At 43.0% G+C, this 17,018-nt stretch carries 17 protein-coding genes; 10 read left to right on the top strand and 7 right to left on the bottom strand.

The window, feature by feature from the left end; genetic code table 11:
* Window positions 1-188 precede the first annotated feature (188 nt).
* Window positions 189-1,403: a competence protein CoiA gene (locus tag GGQ95_RS08600; RefSeq protein ID WP_066148298.1), complete on the top strand. Its 1,215-nt coding sequence runs from the start codon at window positions 189-191 to the stop codon at window positions 1,401-1,403.
* 55 nt (window positions 1,404-1,458) lie between these two features.
* Complete coding sequence (pepF, locus tag GGQ95_RS08595) at window positions 1,459-3,273, top strand: oligoendopeptidase F (RefSeq protein WP_066148300.1); 1,815 nt, start codon at window positions 1,459-1,461, stop codon at window positions 3,271-3,273.
* 20 nt (window positions 3,274-3,293) lie between these two features.
* Here pepF and GGQ95_RS08590 read toward each other — a convergent pair whose 3' ends face one another.
* From GGQ95_RS08590 to GGQ95_RS08570, 5 genes are all read right to left on the bottom strand, one after another.
* Window positions 3,294-3,485, bottom strand: coding sequence for a hypothetical protein (locus GGQ95_RS08590; protein WP_044745743.1), 192 nt, complete (start codon window positions 3,483-3,485; stop codon window positions 3,294-3,296).
* Between the two features lie 286 nt (window positions 3,486-3,771).
* Window positions 3,772-4,659 (bottom strand): ClpXP adapter SpxH family protein, encoded by an 888-nt coding sequence (locus GGQ95_RS08585; RefSeq protein ID WP_044745744.1) that lies wholly within the window; start codon window positions 4,657-4,659, stop codon window positions 3,772-3,774.
* On the bottom strand, window positions 4,652-5,062 hold the full coding sequence (locus tag GGQ95_RS08580) for a globin domain-containing protein (RefSeq protein ID WP_044745745.1): 411 nt from the start codon (window positions 5,060-5,062) through the stop codon (window positions 4,652-4,654). Before GGQ95_RS08580 ends, GGQ95_RS08585 begins: the two co-directional genes overlap by 8 nt.
* 107 nt (window positions 5,063-5,169) lie before the next feature.
* A complete protein-coding gene (locus GGQ95_RS08575; RefSeq protein ID WP_066148302.1) occupies window positions 5,170-5,790 on the bottom strand; it encodes a lytic transglycosylase domain-containing protein in 621 nt (206 codons plus the stop codon).
* Entirely contained in the window at window positions 5,787-6,377 is a 591-nt protein-coding gene (locus tag GGQ95_RS08570) for a CYTH domain-containing protein (protein ID WP_066148304.1), read from the bottom strand. The genes GGQ95_RS08575 and GGQ95_RS08570 overlap by 4 nt, the downstream gene beginning before the upstream one ends.
* Window positions 6,378-6,511: 134 nt before the next feature.
* Here GGQ95_RS08570 and GGQ95_RS08565 point away from each other — a divergent pair, with 134 nt between their 5' ends.
* The 4 genes from GGQ95_RS08565 to GGQ95_RS08550 are packed head-to-tail and all read left to right on the top strand — an operon-like array spanning window position 6,512 to window position 9,286.
* Window positions 6,512-6,886, top strand: a complete 375-nt coding sequence (locus GGQ95_RS08565; RefSeq protein WP_183186610.1) for a UPF0738 family protein — start codon at window positions 6,512-6,514, stop codon at window positions 6,884-6,886.
* 17 nt (window positions 6,887-6,903) lie between these two features.
* Complete coding sequence (gene yjbM, locus GGQ95_RS08560) at window positions 6,904-7,542, top strand: GTP diphosphokinase (RefSeq protein ID WP_066148307.1); 639 nt, start codon at window positions 6,904-6,906, stop codon at window positions 7,540-7,542.
* A 17-nt stretch (window positions 7,543-7,559) separates the two neighbouring features.
* Window positions 7,560-8,354 (top strand): NAD kinase, encoded by a 795-nt coding sequence (locus tag GGQ95_RS08555; RefSeq protein ID WP_183186680.1) that lies wholly within the window; start codon window positions 7,560-7,562, stop codon window positions 8,352-8,354.
* A gap of 26 nt (window positions 8,355-8,380) precedes the next feature.
* Window positions 8,381-9,286, top strand: coding sequence for an RluA family pseudouridine synthase (locus GGQ95_RS08550; RefSeq protein ID WP_183186609.1), 906 nt, complete (start codon window positions 8,381-8,383; stop codon window positions 9,284-9,286).
* A 9-nt stretch (window positions 9,287-9,295) separates the two neighbouring features.
* Here the strand turns inward: GGQ95_RS08550 and prpE are convergent, their stop codons facing one another.
* Window positions 9,296-10,033, bottom strand: coding sequence for a bis(5'-nucleosyl)-tetraphosphatase PrpE (gene prpE, locus GGQ95_RS08545; RefSeq protein WP_183186608.1), 738 nt, complete (start codon window positions 10,031-10,033; stop codon window positions 9,296-9,298).
* Window positions 10,034-10,475: 442 nt separating this feature from the next.
* The gene (locus tag GGQ95_RS08540; RefSeq protein ID WP_183186607.1) at window positions 10,476-11,651 is read right to left on the bottom strand and encodes an FtsW/RodA/SpoVE family cell cycle protein; all 1,176 of its coding nucleotides are present in this window, start codon (window positions 11,649-11,651) and stop codon (window positions 10,476-10,478) included.
* A 223-nt stretch (window positions 11,652-11,874) separates the two neighbouring features.
* On the opposite strand from GGQ95_RS08540, the gene fabI reads away from it, so the two are divergent.
* From fabI to GGQ95_RS08520, 4 genes are all read left to right on the top strand, one after another.
* Window positions 11,875-12,651 carry an enoyl-ACP reductase FabI gene (gene fabI / locus GGQ95_RS08535; protein WP_066148319.1) on the top strand — a complete coding sequence of 259 codons (777 nt, stop codon included), beginning with the start codon at window positions 11,875-11,877 and terminating at the stop codon, window positions 12,649-12,651.
* A 615-nt stretch (window positions 12,652-13,266) separates the two neighbouring features.
* Window positions 13,267-13,665 (top strand): CotO family spore coat protein, encoded by a 399-nt coding sequence (locus tag GGQ95_RS08530; protein ID WP_183186606.1) that lies wholly within the window; start codon window positions 13,267-13,269, stop codon window positions 13,663-13,665.
* A 704-nt stretch (window positions 13,666-14,369) separates the two neighbouring features.
* Entirely contained in the window at window positions 14,370-15,470 is a 1,101-nt protein-coding gene (locus GGQ95_RS08525) for a CotS family spore coat protein (RefSeq protein WP_044745757.1), read from the top strand.
* Window positions 15,467-16,996: a glycosyltransferase family 4 protein gene (locus GGQ95_RS08520; RefSeq protein WP_159719441.1), complete on the top strand. Its 1,530-nt coding sequence runs from the start codon at window positions 15,467-15,469 to the stop codon at window positions 16,994-16,996. Before GGQ95_RS08525 ends, GGQ95_RS08520 begins: the two co-directional genes overlap by 4 nt.
* Window positions 16,997-17,018: the final 22 nt, after the last annotated feature.

The raw sequence follows: 17,018 nt of genomic DNA, 5'->3' as shown, positions 1-17,018 counted from the left end.
GAAGTAAGGAGCATCTAGTTTTAAGCACCAGCGGCTCGAGTTACAGCTATCCGCACAGGATCAAGCGCGTTTGGTTCACTATCTTCTTGGATCTCTTGTCCTTGTTTTATATTCGGCAGCTAGCAGGAATTTAAGCCAAACGGAACGAATGCTATAAAGAATAAGCCGTGATGAAAGGAGTGTTTTTTTTGCTGGTTGCACAACGTTCAAATGGCCAAACGATTTCTCTATTGGATGGCTGGACGCGGCAAAAGCTCAAGCGACTGAAGGAAGAAGAAACTTTTGTTTGTCCCGGATGCCAAAAAGAGGTGATTCTAAAGCTGGGTACAAAGAAGCTGCCGCATTTTGCCCATAAAAGAGAAACGAAATGTCCGTTTGAGCATGAGACAGAATCGTCGTATCATGCTTCTGGAAAACGGGATTTGTTTACGTGGCTGCAAAAACAAGCACCCGATGTCCAGCTAGAGCCCTACTTTCTTACGATTCAACAGCGTCCAGATCTTTATGTGAACATCCAAGGACGGCCGTATGTGTTCGAATATCAATGCTCGGTCATAAGCGAAGCACAATTTCAAAAGCGCAATAATGGCTACAAAAAAACGGGTATGCAGCCCATTTGGATATTGGGAGCACACCAGCTTCAACGACTATCCGCTTTTCATTTTAAGCTTTCTAGGTTTCAATGGCTATTCACACAGTACGTGTCCTCCATTTCCCCGCAACCCTTGCTTTTCTATTACTGTCCTCAGACAAAGAAGCTGATCCGCCTCGTTCATCTCGTTCCTTTTTCGACCTATCATGCTTTTTCTGTTCCCATCATTCAAAAGATTGATCATGTTCGTATCCATGATTTTTTTACCTATCCGCAAATTTCGTTGCCGTCCTCCTTTTGGCGAACATGGCTCATGCAAAAAACAAAATGGCGCCAAACCTTTACGTTCTATCCTTCCACGTTGACGAGGGCAGTCTGTGCGGATTTCTATTTGCACCACCCTCCATCTTTATTTCCTTGTGAAGCAGGGTGGCCGCTGCAATTTGGCTATTTATTTGAAAGTCCTCCATTTATTTGGCAGACCTATATTTTACTTTTTATAAACAGTTCCAACCGAACGTATTCGCTTGCGGAGATTTATAACTGGATAAAGAAAAAAATTGCAGAACGCAAGCTATTTGTACGTGCGCTTCCATTGGCACAAGCATACCCTTACACAAGGGCGATATATGAGTATATCCAGCGGCTGGAACAGCTCGGCTATGTTCGATGGATGACCAAAAAGTCCATTCAGCGCATCCAAAACTGGACGTTTCCGGCGACGATAGAAGAAGCACTGGCCAATGATCGCTCATTGCTTGAGCAAATAAAAAGAACGTCGCTGTCATATAATGATTGGAGGGAATTTTAAAAAGAAAGAGAATACTACTATAATGTAATGTTTGATAAAGGAGGACAATTTGCATATGACTGAAAAGCAAGCGGTAAAATCATTGCCAAAGCGCAATGAAATTCCTATCGAGGAAACGTGGCGGCTTGAAGATATTTTTCCAAGCGATGAGGCATGGGAGCAAGAATTTCAAGAAGTCAAAAAAATGCTGCCCCAGCTCGCTGATTATCAAGGGCGTCTAGGAGAATCCGCCGATGTTTTCTATGAGGCGCTGCAATATCAGGATCATTTGTCGCTGCGTCTTGACAAGCTGTATACGTATGCGCATATGCGCTACGACCAAGATACCACCAACTCTTTTTACCAAAGCTTAAATGATCGGATTAAGGGGCTTTACAGCGAAGCATCAAGCGCAATGGCTTTTATCGTGCCAGAAATTTTGGCGATTGATGAGGCGAAAGTGAAGTCATTTCTTAAGGAAAAAGAGGAACTTAAGCTTTATGAACATGCTTTAGATGAAATTAACCGACAGCGACCGCATGTGCTGAGCGCAAAAGAAGAGGCGTTGCTTGCTCAAGCGGCGGAGGTGATGGCCTCATCAAGCAATACATTTGGGATGCTAAATAACGCCGATTTAAAATTCCCGACCATTATTGACGAAAATGGGGAAGAAGTTGAAGTGACGCACGGACGTTACATACGCTTTCTTGAAAGTGAAGATCGCCGCGTTCGCCGTGATGCGTTTAAAGCTGTGTATAAAACATACGGAAAATATAAAAACACTTTTGCCAGCACGCTTAGTGGCGCAGTGAAAAAAGATAACTTTTTTGCCCGCGTGCGACAGTATCAATCTGCGCGTCAAGCGGCTTTAAGCAGCAATAATATTCCGGAGAGCGTTTATGATAATCTTGTGGAGACTGTAAATAAAAATTTGGATTTGCTGCACCGATATGTTCGATTGCGCAAAAAAGCTCTAGGGCTTGAGGAACTTCATATGTACGATTTGTATACTCCTCTGGTGAAAAATGTAAAAATGGAAGTGACATATGAAGAAGCAAAGCAGTATCTACTAAAAGGACTAGCTCCACTTGGCGAAGAATATGTAAGCATCGTGAAAGAAGGACTGGAAAATCGTTGGGTCGACGTGCGTGAAAATGTAGGAAAAAGAAGTGGAGCTTATTCTTCAGGAGCTTATGGAACCAATCCATATATTTTGCTGAATTGGCAGGATAATGTCAATAATTTATTTACGCTTGCCCATGAGTTTGGCCATTCTGTCCACAGCTATTATACGCGGAAAACGCAGCCATATCCATATGGCAGCTACTCGATTTTCGTGGCGGAAGTCGCTTCGACATGCAATGAAGCATTGCTCAATGATTATTTGCTAAAAACGATTGAAGAGGAAGACAAGCGGTTGTATTTGCTCAATCATTATTTGGAAGGTTTTCGCGGCACTGTATTTCGGCAAACGATGTTTGCTGAGTTTGAGCATATGGTTCATGTAAAAGCCCAACAGGGAGAAGCGTTAACAGCCGAATCACTGACATCTATGTATTATGAGCTCAATAAAAAATATTTTGGAAGCGATGTGGTTGTTGATGAGGAAATCGGTTTAGAATGGGCGCGAATTCCGCATTTTTACTACAATTATTATGTATATCAATATGCGACAGGCTTTAGTGCGGCTACAGCGTTGAGCAAGCAAATTTTAGAAGAAGGAGAGCCGGCTGTTCAACGGTACGTTGAGTTTTTAAAAGCCGGCAGCTCTGATTATCCGATTGAGGTGCTGAAGAAGGCTGGAGTGGATATGGCGACAGCTAAGCCAATTGAGGAAGCGTGCCAAGTGTTCGCACAAAAACTGGAAGAGATGGAACAACTGCTGTCGTAGATAAAAAACGAATGTGGGGATTACCACATTCGTTTTTTTTGAAATCCTTTAAAACGGTTGCGGTTGTTAAATGTCCATAATGCGAATAAAATCGAAAGAAACAAAAGAGGCATCGTAATGAATAAAGGCATGACGTGCATTAAGCCGAATAAATTCAAAAGAAAGGCAATCAACACTATCAACATCCAAAAAATGAGCGTGATTCGTTTCATTGTTCCCTCCATTTCTAGCTGTTTTATATTCATTGTATGATGATGGTCCGGCTTAACATGCCTTGCTTAAGGATTTATGACAAAATCGTGAACAAATAAACAAAACAGTTGTCAAAAAAAACGATCACTGATATGATAATTACGTGAATAAAATCACAAATAACCTTATACCCCTTTGTTTGACCGTGAAAATTTTCTCCCATCCCCTTTGTTGTCTTAATGACAATAAAAAGACAAAAGACCCGGCCTGCGCTGGGTCTTTTGTCTTTTTATGTGTAAAAGGAAATTATTTGGTCGAAAGATACCTCCAAAAAGTTCCGTACTTTACGGGGACTTTTTCAATTTTTTGCTTGAGTTGCAGCTTTTTCATTTCCTTTTCGACCTCTTGTATATCAAGATCATACACAACGGCGATTTCTTTTGTGGCAACAAATCTAAAATGGTTTAAAAAGGCTTCAAGTGGGGGGGGCGGTGATGGCTCTGGACAGAATCCCAGCATTTCATGAATCAACTCCACATAAATGCTATATGGATAGCATCCAGAAATTTTAATGCCCTCTTCTTCAATATTTTCGTTAAAAAAGACGAGTGTGGGAACTTCTTGGACATCCATTTCTGATGTAATTTTTAAGTCGCATTGAAATGCTTTCGCGGCACTGTTAGAATGAAGGTCCTTCATAAATTCATTAACATCCAGCTCGACATTTTTCGCACACTCCAACAAAACATTAATATCAGCAATATTTTGTTTTTCTAAAAACAGGAGTTCTTGGAGCTTGCGCAAAAAGCGCATGCCAGCCCGTTTTCCTTGTAGTTCCGCCGCTTTAATGGCAATCGAAGCGGAATAGGGAGTGTCTATAGGGTTTTCAAACCATAGGCTTCCATCACAAGACATGCCGGAGCGGCTGGCCGTGCGTTCCCACGTATGAGCAATCACTTCAAATTTTTGTTTTTTACAGATGTTCAATGTTGCCAGTCTTCCGCTTAGCACATGCTTCAAGGTAAAAAATCGTCCATATTCAATGAAAAGCTTTTTGATAATGGGTTCAAGCGCCCAGCATTCCGGACAAAGAGGATCGATAAATAAATAAATTTCCAAAGGCTTTTTCTCACCACTACAATGCTGAAAAGCGAATGGAAAGTTGGATACGATGCCAGCTACCTTTTCATTCAAAGGAATGCTCCTCTCTATCTTGTTCTGGAGTGTTAATCATATGGTGAGCAGTCAGTACAAGGCGATGATAGAATTCTTCACGCACTTGTCCGGATAAGCCGACTTCGTCCATCGCTTCTCTCATACAGGCCAGCCATGCTTTGGCCCGAGTCGGAGTGATTTCAAACGGCAAATGGCGGGCTCGAAGCATTGGATGGCCGTGTTCTTCTGTATAGAGGGGCGGACCTCCTAAATATTGAGTTAAAAATTGTTTTTGTTTTCTGGCTGTTTCCGTTAAATCAGCCGGGAAAATAGGTTGTAAGTCAGGATGTTTAGCAACACGGCTGTAAAACGCATCAACGAGCTTTGCAATCATTGGTTCCCCGCCAATCGATTCATACGGTGTTCTCGAGTGTTCCGCCATCATTGATAACTCCTTTAAAACAAATATCATGTATTGCTATTTTAACAATGAAGTCCATATATCTCAAACAAAGCGACTTAGCGGTCGCACTCTAAACAAAGGATTTTTTACGAATAGTATATGTTTAGTACTTTTTGTACATACGACCTTGTTTCACGAAATGGAGGAACTCCTCCGTATTTGTCAACGTTCCCCGGTCCTGCATTATAAGCGGCGAGGGCAAGCTCAAGATTGCCATTGTAACGGTCTAATAGCTGACGTAAATACTTTGTTCCTCCTTCTATATTTTGAACGGGATCGAATACATCAGCTACCCCAAGCATTTTCGCTGTGCTCGGCATTAACTGCATAAGCCCGGCGGCGCCAGCATGGCTTTTCGCATCAGGACGGAACCCGGATTCTTGACGAATAACCGCATGAATCAGTTTAGGCTCCACACCATATTTTTCAGCGGTTTGTTGAATGATTTCCTCTATACGGCTGTTTGAAGGAGCGGCTTGATTGGCTGGAGCAGCTGCTAGCGTGCGGAGCGGCAGAGCGGTCAGAGATTTCAAGGAAGTCTCCTCTGTTTGCGGCTGCTTTGATTCTGTCTGCTCAAGCACTTGGGACAACAACGCTTGAAACGGCGTTCCCATTTCCGTGAAAGGATCAGCTGTAGTTGAAGTGTTGGTAGAAAATGAACGCAACGCTTGAAGCTCCATCCACATTTTGATTTGTTGAATGTTCATGATTGATCCTCAACTCCATATTTTTTAGCATAGAGACGTTTGATCTTGTTTGCACTTGGACGATAGGGAATACGGAAGGAAGCGAGCAATTTCTCGAAGCTGTTTTTTCCTTGTTCCCAGTCATTAACTTCAAATTCCAGCTCGTAATCTTCTGTTTGCAAATAACAGCTATGATCCAACACAAGCATTCCGCCTTCATAAGGAACTTGCGCCCGGTGGGTTGCGAGTGTTCCGAAATGCTGCAATTGTTCTGCTGCTATCCCCATGTCTTTTAAAAGGCTTTTCATTTCTCCTTCCATCATCGCCGGATTGTTTAATATGGACTGCGCTTTTTCTTTTGTAAGTGCTTCATGAGTTTCCAACAATCCTTGTTCGATTGTTTGCTTTAACGTCAGTGTATATGTATCGTTTTTGACTCGAATGCGCAATGCCGCTCCTTGTCCTTTTAAGGAAAATTCCGGCGTGTCAAAATAATGATTTTCCTGATAAACAAACTGATCATCCCTAATGAAAAAAAAATGCTTAAGGCGATTGAACTCTTCTTGCGTCAGCAAGTTTTTAAACTCCATTTCGATTTCTTGTTTCATCTGCTTTCGTCTCCTTGTATTCTTATCCTTATTATGAAATGTTTCAAACTGAATATCAATGGTTTATTGTGCATAGGTGTATTATGGTAAAATAAAAGTTGGATTGGATTGTTGCAGTGGAAGGAGACGGTATGATGAGGAAAAAGATAATGATTCAACAAGTAGAAAAACGCAATGAACAACTATGGCTGTTGGCTGAAGAACCGCCGTTTTCGCTGGATAATGCGGCGCCGAAACGCTATATGCTTGTGGATTCTGATCTTTTATCATTTATTTATATAATGGAAGCGGGGGATGAATTTATCTATGTGGTCATTCCCCAGCCAGTCTGGCCGGAAGTAAAACAGGCATTGCACCAGCCGCTTTCTGTTTTTCTCCAATGCGGTGCTGCCAAAATGGAATTGCCTGGTTTCCAGGAAGAATTGGCTTATTTAGTTGACAATATTGAAGGAAATGCAAACTATGGTGAAGAGATGGAGAAGGCCGTAAAAGACGTATTTCTTACATAATGCTTGGTGGTGGTTATATGGTAAAGCATTGGGACTTATTTCTCGCCCCTTATAAACAAGCAGTAGAAGAGTTAAAAGTGAAATTAAAAGGAATGCGGACACAATTTGAAATGCAAGGTGTTCCTTCACCGATTGAATTTGTGACTGGAAGAGTCAAGCCGATCGCGAGCATTCTTGATAAAGCTCAAAAGAAAAATATCCCTCTCGATAAGTTGGAAGAGGAAATGCAGGATATTGCCGGACTGAGAATGATGTGTCAATTTGTGGATGACATAAAAATCGTGGTGGAGCTGCTGCGGCAGCGCAACGATTTTGAAATCGTGGAGGAGCGTGATTATATCACGCAAAAAAAAGAAAGCGGCTATCGCTCTTACCACGTTGTTGTTCGCTATCCTGTACAAATGATCCATGGTGAAAAGAAGATTTTGGTAGAAATTCAGATTCGAACGTTGGCTATGAATTTTTGGGCGACAATTGAGCATTCTTTAAATTATAAATATAGCGGGCGTTTTCCGGAAGAGATTAAAGCACGTCTGCAGCGCACGGCAGAGGCTGCTTATTTGTTGGATGAGGAAATGTCGAAAATCCGGTTTGAGATTCAGGAGGCGCAAGCGGTGTTTTCCCGAAAACAAGAAGCAAAAGGGGAAGAACGATGAAGAAAAAACAAGAGGATATGAAATTTGCCATCACCTCTAAAGGAGATGCCATATCTAATGCGCTAACACAAAAAATGAAAAGCTACTTGTTGGATTTTGGACTTGAATATGATGAAAATCAGCCCGATATTGTCATTTCCGTTGGCGGTGATGGGACGCTGCTTTATGCATTTCATCGGTACTGCCGCCGCCTTGATAAAACGGCATTTGTTGGCGTGCATACAGGCCACTTGGGCTTTTACGCAGATTGGGTGCCTGAAGAAATTGAAAAACTTGTGATTGCCATTGCGAAAACTCCTTATCAAGTGGTCGAATACCCATTGCTTGAGGTGATTATCCGTTACGTTAATGGCGGGCGGGAGGCAAGATATTTGGCGCTGAATGAATGCACGGTAAAAAGTGTCACGGGAACGCTTGTTATGGATGTAGAAATAAAGGGTGACCTTTTTGAAACGTTTCGCGGAGATGGGCTTTGCATTTCGACCCCGACTGGAAGTACGGCATACAATAAAGCGTTAGGAGGAGCCATTTTGCATCCATCGCTGGAAGCGATTCAATTGGCGGAAATGGCATCCATTAACAATCGTGTGTTCCGGACGATTGGTTCGCCGCTTGTTTTGCCAGCGCACCATACATGTATGTTGAAGCCGGTCAATTACAGCGATTTTCAAATTTCAATTGACCATCTATCGCTGCTTCATAAAGAGGTAAAATCCATTCAATGCCGTGTAGCCGATGAAAAGGTTCGCTTTGCGCGTTTTCGTCCGTTTCCGTTTTGGAAACGGGTCCGCGATTCATTTATTACCGACTAAACATGTGAAAGAAAGGGTAAACAGCATTGACGTACTTTTCATTGCAATGGACGATTACACAACAAGCAGATGGAAAGCTTATTCGCGATTTTTTGAAAGAACAACACATTTCGCGGACTGCATTAACCGATATTAAGTTTCATGGCGGCGCTATTGAAGTTGATGGAAACCCTGTCACTGTCCGTCATCTCCTTCGGTGCGGTGAGACATTGTTTGTGCGTTTTCCTCCAGAAGAACGAAGTGCAGATATGATAGCAGAACCTCTATCCCTTGATGTGGTGTATGAGGATGAATATTTGTTAGTGGTTAATAAGCCGCCTTACATGCCAACCATCCCATCTCGTGAACATCCAAGAGGCACGTTGGCGAACGCTTTACTGCATCATTACGACAAACAAAATCTATCTTCGACGGTGCACATTGTGACGCGGCTGGACCGTGATACTTCAGGGCTGGTGCTTGTGGCCAAGCACCGCCATGTCCACCACTTATTGTCCGAATTGCAGAAGAAAGGGTATGTAAAGCGAAAATATGAAGCTCTTTGCCATAACGTAGTGGAAGATGAGAGAGGAACGATCACTGCGCCGATTGGCCGAAAAGAAGACAGCATTATTGAGAGGGAGGTCCGTGAAGACGGACAACGGGCGATCACACATTTTCATGTTTTGCGGCGCTTCCGGCATTATACGCATGTATCATTGGAGCTTGAAACAGGACGAACCCATCAAATTCGTGTTCATCTGGCTTATTTAGGTCATCCGCTTTTAGGCGATGAATTATATGGAGGGAGCCGCGAAAAAATAAATCGCCAAGCGCTGCATAGCACGGAGCTGTCTTTTTTTCATCCGTTTCACCAGCAAATGAAGCGGTTTCGTTGTCCGCTTCCCCATGATATGAACCGGTTGATTGAAGAGGGCGCTGCTGCACAGTAGCGCCCTCTTTTAGTTGAATTCTTTAAATTTTTCTGGAATATACGGCAAAGTAGAGGGAACGGAAACCGTTTCGATTTCTGGATAGCGCAATGCTGTTAGCGCTCCTCCGAATACGCATCCTGTATCAATATTTGCTGTTCGATTGAGGATGCGCGGCTTTCTAACAGGAGTATGACCATAGACGATCCATGCGTCTCCATTATAATATTTGGCCCAATCTCGGCGAAGCGGTGTTCCGTCCGGATTCGTTTCCCCAGTGATATCTCCGTATAACACAAATGTTTTGACCTTTTGATTGTACTTGCCAATATCATCTTGACGAATGCCAGCGTGAGCGATAACCAAACGATTGTTGTCGAGGCGAGCATATAAAGGGGCATGCTCGTAAAGCCAAATAAACTTTTTCTTCATCAGGTTCTGTTCGCTTAAAGGGAGAGCGACATATTCAGCTACGGTCGTTTCTAAGCCGTGCGTGATTTGTACGTTTCGTCCGAGGAAAAAGCGGTACAGCTTATTGCAATGATTTCCGGGGACATAATGAGCCAGCCCGTTTTTCACAAGTGAAAATACAGTTTCGATGGTTTGTAAAGATTGTGGTCCGCGATCGGTCAAATCGCCGACAAATCCCAGCTTTCTTCCTCTCGGGTGAATCGGCATGCCGTTTATCCACTCATATCCTAGCTTTTTTGTCAGAGCAACTAGCTCCGTGTAACAACCATGAATATCTCCGATAATATCGATTTTCATCCGTTCCCCTTCTTTCCATTTCAATCATGAGTTAAAGCCAATGGTTTCTGCATGAGCGACGGCCGGAGACAATCGGCAGATTTGTTTTGTCATGTCCCGCGCGAAAAGGGATTAAACAGCATCGCTTTCAGGCTAATGGGCGAGTTTGTAAGGCGGTTGGTTATTCGATGATCTGGCCGTCCAAAATGATCCGATTTCTAGATGCAAACCTGTTCAGTGACACCTTTTATATTGTATGACCTTTTGGCAGGGAATAAACAAAGAAGCCGCAAGCTTGCGACTTTAGCAGATTGATCCATGCTGTGTCGCTTGCCTCGCTCATCCGCCTGTGAGGGTGCGTCTTAAGCATGTTGAAAATAGGATAAGGTGAAAAAACACAAGGAATGGGTGCTTAAAATGACAGTAGACAAAGTCAAAGAGGACTTTGTCTACCCCATCAAGGTTATTCTTCGGAAGAAAACATAAATTTTTTCGTGCGGGAACGCACGTTTAAGACGATGCCAATGGCCAGCATGTAAGTGGCCAGCGAGCTTCCTCCATAGCTGATAAATGGAAGCGGCAATCCTGTAATCGGCAGCAATCCGATGGTCATGCCAATATTCTGAAAGACTTGAAACGTAATCATGCCGATGACCCCTGTGCATAAATAACTGCCATATAAATCATGGCTTTCAAGAGCAATGTGAACCATCCGGTATACAAGCAGGAAAAAGAGCGAGATCACAATGCTTGCGCCAATGAACCCAAACTGCTCAGCGATAATGCCAAAAATGAAATCCGTGTGCGCTTCCGGCAAATATACATCCAAATTTCCAAACCCTTTTCCGTACATTTCTCCTGATCCGATCGCAAGAAGAGAGCGAATGAGCTGAAACCCTTGCTCATTGGAGTATTCATATGGAGCAAGCCAGCCGTAAAAGCGATCTAATTGATAATCTTTCAAAATATATTTATGGAAAAAATCAGGAAATTGAAAGAAAATAAAAATGAGAATGCCGGCAATAGAGAGGCCGCTAAAAATAATCCCCAAAATAATGCGCCAGCGAATGCCCGATACGAGCACAAGGGAGGCGACAATCGCCATAAACACCATCGACATGCCTAAGTCTGGCTGTCTAATAAGCAGAAATAAAGGCGGCGCGGTGGCGAGGAGGGTTTTCCCTAGTAGTTGAAAATCCTCCTTTACCGTTGGTTCCGGATATTTTTCGCGATGATTCATAATAATACGGCTTATGACAATAATCATAAAAATTTTCATTAATTCGGACGGCTGAAAGTTACCGGCACCAGGGATGTGGTACCAGCTTGTTGCTCCTTTGAGGGTCACCGTTCCGGGAACATTGAGCTCAAGACCGAGCAGAAGCAGCATTCCAAATCCGTACAGGTACCAAGCTAAGTGAAAGAGGCGGTCATAGTCAATAATCAGCGTAGCCGCAATGACAAAGGCTCCGATGACATACCACTGCAGCTGCTTCAATGAAAAATTTACCGATTGCAGCTTTTCAGGGAGCGACGGTTCTGCGCTCTGGATGGCAATCGAGCTGACAATCGCCATTAAAAATAGCACAAACAACAAATTATAATCTAACTTTGATTGCGATAATTTATCTTGTTCCATCGTTTTTTCAACTCCGTGTTAAAAACTTACCATATCCATATTAGCTAATTCTATTATTTTTGCAAAGGGAAGTGCGTAAATCAAGCGGAAAAAATTTGTCGATTCTTTTTTTTCGAGAAAATTATTATTTTGTCGAGCTATTTTTTTTGTTATAATGAAATTAATACTTGGTACTAATAACAAATAATAAAAATAAAAGCTATGATCATTAGGAGGATGGCGAATGACGTTATCATTAAAAGGTCGCACATATGTCGTGATGGGAGTGGCGAATAAACGAAGCATTGCGTGGGGAATTGCCCGTTCGCTTCACGCAGCAGGCGCCCGGCTGATTTTTACCTATGCGGGAGAGCGTTTTGAGGCGGAAGTGCGCAAATTAGTTGAAACGCTTGAAGATGAGACCGCTTTGTTGCTTCCTTGCGATGTGACAAATGATGAGGACATTGTCAAATGCTTTGCAGACATCAAAGAAAAAGTGGGTGTCATCCACGGAGTAGCGCATTGCATTGCATTTGCCAACAAAGAAGATTTAAGCGGCGAATACATGAATGTAAGCCGTGAAGGATTTTTGTTAGCGCATAATATTAGCGCTTATTCATTAACGGCTGTCGCAAGAGAAGCAAAAGCGCTTATGACTGAAGGCGGAAGCATTGTTACGTTGACGTATCTTGGCGGCGAGCGCGTTGTACAAAACTATAATATCATGGGTGTTGCCAAAGCTTCATTAGATGCGAGTGTCAAATATTTAGCGAACGATTTAGGTCAATACGGCATTCGTGTCAACGCGATCTCTGCTGGGCCGATTCGCACATTATCAGCAAAAGGGGTCAGCGATTTCAACTCTATTTTAAAAGAAATCGAAGAGAAAGCCCCGCTTCGCCGGACAACAACACAAGAGGAAGTAGGAGATGCGGCGCTGTTTTTGTTCAGCGATTTGTCTCGCGGTGTTACCGGCGAATGCATTCATGTCGATTCCGGCTATCATATTTTGGCCCGTTAATATCATGGCTTTTTCAAAAAAACGGGATGGAGCGGCATATATAGATACGGATGCCTCCACTCTTTGTTCCTGAGTGGGGATTTCAACGGTCGGGCGGTCGAACAATACCGCTTCCAGACAAATTCGTTTACCTGAAAGCGGCTGGTTGTTCGGCGTCCTGTCCTCTTATAATTATGGATCCATAGCCCCATAGCAACAAGCTTATAAATTGATGAAAAAACGACGAAAGATGGGGTATATGAGAAAGTCCATCTGCAATCGAAACGATGGATGCTGCAAGAAGGCAATCGCATAGGAAATCCAAAGCAGTCTGTGGGTGATATCCGCGGGCTGCTTCTTTTTTTGATAAACGTAACAAGGAAAGCAATGGACGACAGAAGATCTCCATGACATTCTGGGAAGCGGTGTCGTTCGTCCACCCAACCGCGGAAAAGGTTCAAACTCCAATATTCACATCACAAATGGCAGCGATAGAACCAAACAAGCAGTTTGGTCATTTTTTATTTTATGAAATCTGCTTTGTCACGCTCGGGCATTTCTTGTTTGCGAGTGTACTTTTGCCTAGAGAAAGCATACATTATGTTGTAGAACATTTTGAATAAAGGGGGAAAGCCGATGAAACAAAGCGTTCCGAACGAGCCGCTTCTCTATATTGTCCAACCAAATTTAGAACCAAAGGTTTCATATATGCAGCAGTCCTTTCAAGCCAAAAAGCCTCGATCATCTCAGCAGACAGGAATAGCAGAATGGGGGGAGGATGCGGAGAAACAAGGAAAACAGAAGCAATTTCAAGAAATGACATTGGAAGAGCAAATTCAATTTCTTGTGAAGCTACCTAACCAAATGTCACGGATCAAATGCCACCTTGTTACGAGAAAAGGGGAATATAAAGGCTTTATTTTGGAGTATCGAAACGGTCATGTGAAATTTCAAACGGACCGAGGAAACAAATTTACTATTCCATTTAACCAAATTGATTCTGTAACCTTAATCGGGTTTAGCAAAGATGCATAAGATGAAAATTGCGAAGAAATCGCCTCTGTCAGCTTAACGGTTGATAGGGGCATTTTTTATAAAGAAGAGCTTGCGTTCTTTTGTTAAAGGGAGAGCGGTAACGGCTGCTCAGAGGAAAAAATGTTTCCCTTTGTTATATTTGTCTATACCTTATTCCTAAGGCGGCATACCTTATAGTAGGTTTCAGGCGGATGCCTCATCGCTGTCAAAAGAGGTGATCCTCTGTTTCTGAGTGGCCTCTCTCATTCGTTGGCTCAATAAAGTGAAAAGATCGAGAATAGGAGTTTAGGACATGAAGACAAAAAGGAAAAGAGAGAGCGTCATCCATTATACGGGTTTCTATAATAACTGCCATTTTGAAGGTCAAGCGAACAGGTTCGAGAAAAAAGCAGCCGGATGGTCTTGACGGTCATAGACTCTTCTTCAGCACAAAAATCGGTAACTACGAACCGGACAACGAACGGTTTAGCGAAATATCAGTCTGAAAGCAAGGGGTCTTGGACATTCGGCCGTTGGACAACAGCATATGCTCCATATGAAAAGAGGAGGCTTCTATCTAGTGCATGAGCATGTTCCATGGAACGCTGGGTTTTTATTCAAAGAATGGAGACACTTTTGCAACAAATGCAGGAGAATCGTTTATAAAGGCTGTCTTCATTCAGTTAATGATGTGAATCGCTTTATATGGCAAGAGGAGGGATCGTGTGGAGAAGAGTGGAATCGGGCCGTGGGTGGTCAGTGAACTAGATCATGAATTTTATGTACCTGATTATATCGAGCAAATAGCGCAAGAGGTGCTGCAAAGCTACGATTTGTCTGTACAGAGCCGTCAGGTTGTGACGACAAAGCCGGATAAAGGGGGAGCTATTTGGAAGCTAGAGACAAAATCAGGCCCCAAAAGTCTAAAGTTATTGCATCGCCGACCGACTAGAAGCTTGTTTAGTTTAGGCGCCCAAGAGTATTTAGTGAATGTGAAGAAAGCAAGGGTGCCAGCCATTATCCAGACAAAGGATGGACAAAATTATGTGGAAGCGGGGGGAAAGTTATGGTTTGTGGCTGAGTGGATTGAACCACTGGCGCCCGTTTCTAAAGATTTAGAAGGAGCAAAGCAGCTATGCTACGCTCTTGGCGAGTTTCATCACTTAAGCAAAGGCTACGTTCCGCCACAGCAGGCAGAAGTCGCTTCCAGACTGCATAAGTGGCCGAAAAGCTATAAAAAAATGATTGAAAAAATGGAATGGTTTCGGACCATTGCTACGGCTTATCAAGAGATGCCGGCGAGTCCGCATTTATTAAATACTGTCGACGAGTTTAAAGAGCAGGCAAAAAGAGGATTTGACAGACTAAATCAATCTCATTATTTTGAGCTGGCGGCGAAGGGAAACGAGTATTGGGGGCTTGTCCATCAGGACTATGGCTGGTCCAATGGTCAAATGGGAGCCGAAGGAATGTGGATTATTGACTTGGACGGTGTTGCTTTTGATCTCCCAATTCGTGATTTAAGAAAGCTGATTAGCGGCACAATGGCTGACTTATATCGCTGGGATGCGCAATGGGTGAGGGAAATGATCCGATCATACCATGAAGCAAATCCAATCTCGGCTGAGCTATATGAAATTTTAATGATTGATTTGTCCATGCCGAATGAATTTTATAAAAATATAAAAGAAGTTGTATATGAGCCGGAACTATTTCTAAACGAAGAAACGACCCAGCTGATCCAAACGATTGTTGATACGGATCAATCGAAATGGCCTGTTTTAGAAGAGATTCAACATGATTGGGAAAAAGGGGGATACGAATGAAAGTTTTAATGATTTGCACGGAAAAACTTCCTGTTCCCCCAGTATTAGGCGGAGCGATCCAAACTTATATTGAGGGAATTCTTCCGTTTTTAAAAAAAGAGCATGATATTACGGTATTAGGCGTGAGCGATCCATCTCTGCCAGATGAAGAAACGCTGGACGGCATTCATTATGTGCGAGTTCCGGGAAAAGTGTTTGAGATTTATCGGGAAAGTGTTGTTCGCTACATTGAAGCACATCCATTTGATCTGATCCATATTTTTAACCGCCCGCGTCTTGTCCTTCCTGTCAGGCAGGCAGCTCCGTTAGCGAAAATTACACTAAGCATGCATAACGATATGTTTCATCCTGAAAAAATGGATCCTCAAGAAGCAGAGAACGTTATACAAGAAGTATCCAATATTGTTACGGTCAGCGATTATGTTGGAAATGTAATTAGCGACCTTTACCCACAAGCGGCTGCCAAGGTGCGCACAATTTATTCCGGGGTGGATACGAATCGGTTTTTACCAGGCCACCATCCGAAAATGCAGAAAATACGCCAGGAAATCCGCCGAGCTAACGGCTTGGAAAATAAAACGGTGATTTTATTTGCCGGAAGACTCTCTCGCAATAAAGGGGTCGATCAATTAGTGAGGGCGCTTCCAGAGCTAGCAAAAAAATTTAAAGATCTTGCCTTAGTGATCATTGGAAGCAGATGGTTTAGCCAAAATGATGTAAATGATTATATTGCTTATGTACGCGCATTGGCAAAAAGACTTCCAGTGCCCGTTGTCACAACCGGCTTTGTTGCTCCAGATGAAATTCAAAATTGGTTTGCGGCTGCTGATCTCTTTGTTTGTACATCCCAATGGCAGGAGCCCTTGGCTCGAGTGCATTATGAAGCGATGGCTGCTGGCCTTCCAATTGTAACGACTGCTCGAGGAGGCAATTCCGAAGTGATCGTGCCAAGAGAAAACGGTCTTGTTGTAGAAAATCCGGAAGATCCGAACGAGTTTGTTGCTCAAATTGCGCAAATTATATCAGATCGATCGCTTATGAAGAAAATGGGGGAAAAAGGAAGAGAATTAGCGGTTTCTCGCTATGAATGGAATCGGGTGGCTTCTGAGTTGCTTGATGTTTGGACCCATGCGCAGCAAGCAGAGCACGAACAAACGCACCAAGAATATGCAGTTGAGCCGCTGCAACAACATACAGCGGTTGAACTGGAGGAAGCAGACTTAAATCAAGAGGAAAGCAAAACTGAACAGAAGAACAAAAGGAAAGAAAAGGGAAGAAAGCGGAAAGGAACGTTACAAGCGGACCGTCCAGCAAAGCAAGAACAAAACTCAACTGGTGAGCATGTAAGTGCAAGCGAACCGAAAAGGAAGAAAACGCTTGAAGAAAAACAACCTAATTCGCCGGCTGCTGCGAATCACAAATCTTTAGTGTTATCGTCCTCTTCTTATGAGCTTCCTGTATTTCCTCGCAGGAAAGGGAAAGGAAGCAATGACAAACCGTTTCGCGCTTTTATCATTGGCAAATGAAAAGAGAAAGGATGCTCCGATG

The organism is Anoxybacteroides rupiense, from assembly GCF_014196195.1.
In the GTDB taxonomy this organism is placed as follows: Bacteria; Bacillota; Bacilli; order Bacillales; family Anoxybacillaceae; genus Anoxybacteroides; species Anoxybacteroides rupiense.
This window is presented reverse-complemented; position numbering and strand designations above follow the sequence as displayed.

What these genes read in the sequence shown, in the direction of transcription:
- GGQ95_RS08565 (WP_183186610.1), top strand. Translation starts at nt 6,512, where the DNA reads ATGAGGAAAAAGATAATGATTCAACAAGTAGAAAAACGCAATGAACAA.
- prpE (WP_183186608.1), bottom strand. Translation starts at nt 10,033, where the DNA reads ATGAAAATCGATATTATCGGAGATATTCATGGTTGTTACACGGAGCTA.
- GGQ95_RS08555 (WP_183186680.1), top strand. Translation starts at nt 7,560, where the DNA reads ATGAAATTTGCCATCACCTCTAAAGGAGATGCCATATCTAATGCGCTA.
- pepF (WP_066148300.1), top strand. Translation starts at nt 1,459, where the DNA reads ATGACTGAAAAGCAAGCGGTAAAATCATTGCCAAAGCGCAATGAAATT.
- GGQ95_RS08530 (WP_183186606.1), top strand. Translation starts at nt 13,267, where the DNA reads ATGAAACAAAGCGTTCCGAACGAGCCGCTTCTCTATATTGTCCAACCA.
- GGQ95_RS08570 (WP_066148304.1), bottom strand. Translation starts at nt 6,377, where the DNA reads ATGAAACAAGAAATCGAAATGGAGTTTAAAAACTTGCTGACGCAAGAA.
- fabI (WP_066148319.1), top strand. Translation starts at nt 11,875, where the DNA reads ATGACGTTATCATTAAAAGGTCGCACATATGTCGTGATGGGAGTGGCG.
- GGQ95_RS08540 (WP_183186607.1), bottom strand. Translation starts at nt 11,651, where the DNA reads ATGGAACAAGATAAATTATCGCAATCAAAGTTAGATTATAATTTGTTG.
- GGQ95_RS08580 (WP_044745745.1), bottom strand. Translation starts at nt 5,062, where the DNA reads ATGGCGGAACACTCGAGAACACCGTATGAATCGATTGGCGGGGAACCA.
- yjbM (WP_066148307.1), top strand. Translation starts at nt 6,904, where the DNA reads ATGGTAAAGCATTGGGACTTATTTCTCGCCCCTTATAAACAAGCAGTA.
- GGQ95_RS08590 (WP_044745743.1), bottom strand. Translation starts at nt 3,485, where the DNA reads ATGAAACGAATCACGCTCATTTTTTGGATGTTGATAGTGTTGATTGCC.
- GGQ95_RS08520 (WP_159719441.1), top strand. Translation starts at nt 15,467, where the DNA reads ATGAAAGTTTTAATGATTTGCACGGAAAAACTTCCTGTTCCCCCAGTA.
- GGQ95_RS08575 (WP_066148302.1), bottom strand. Translation starts at nt 5,790, where the DNA reads ATGAACATTCAACAAATCAAAATGTGGATGGAGCTTCAAGCGTTGCGT.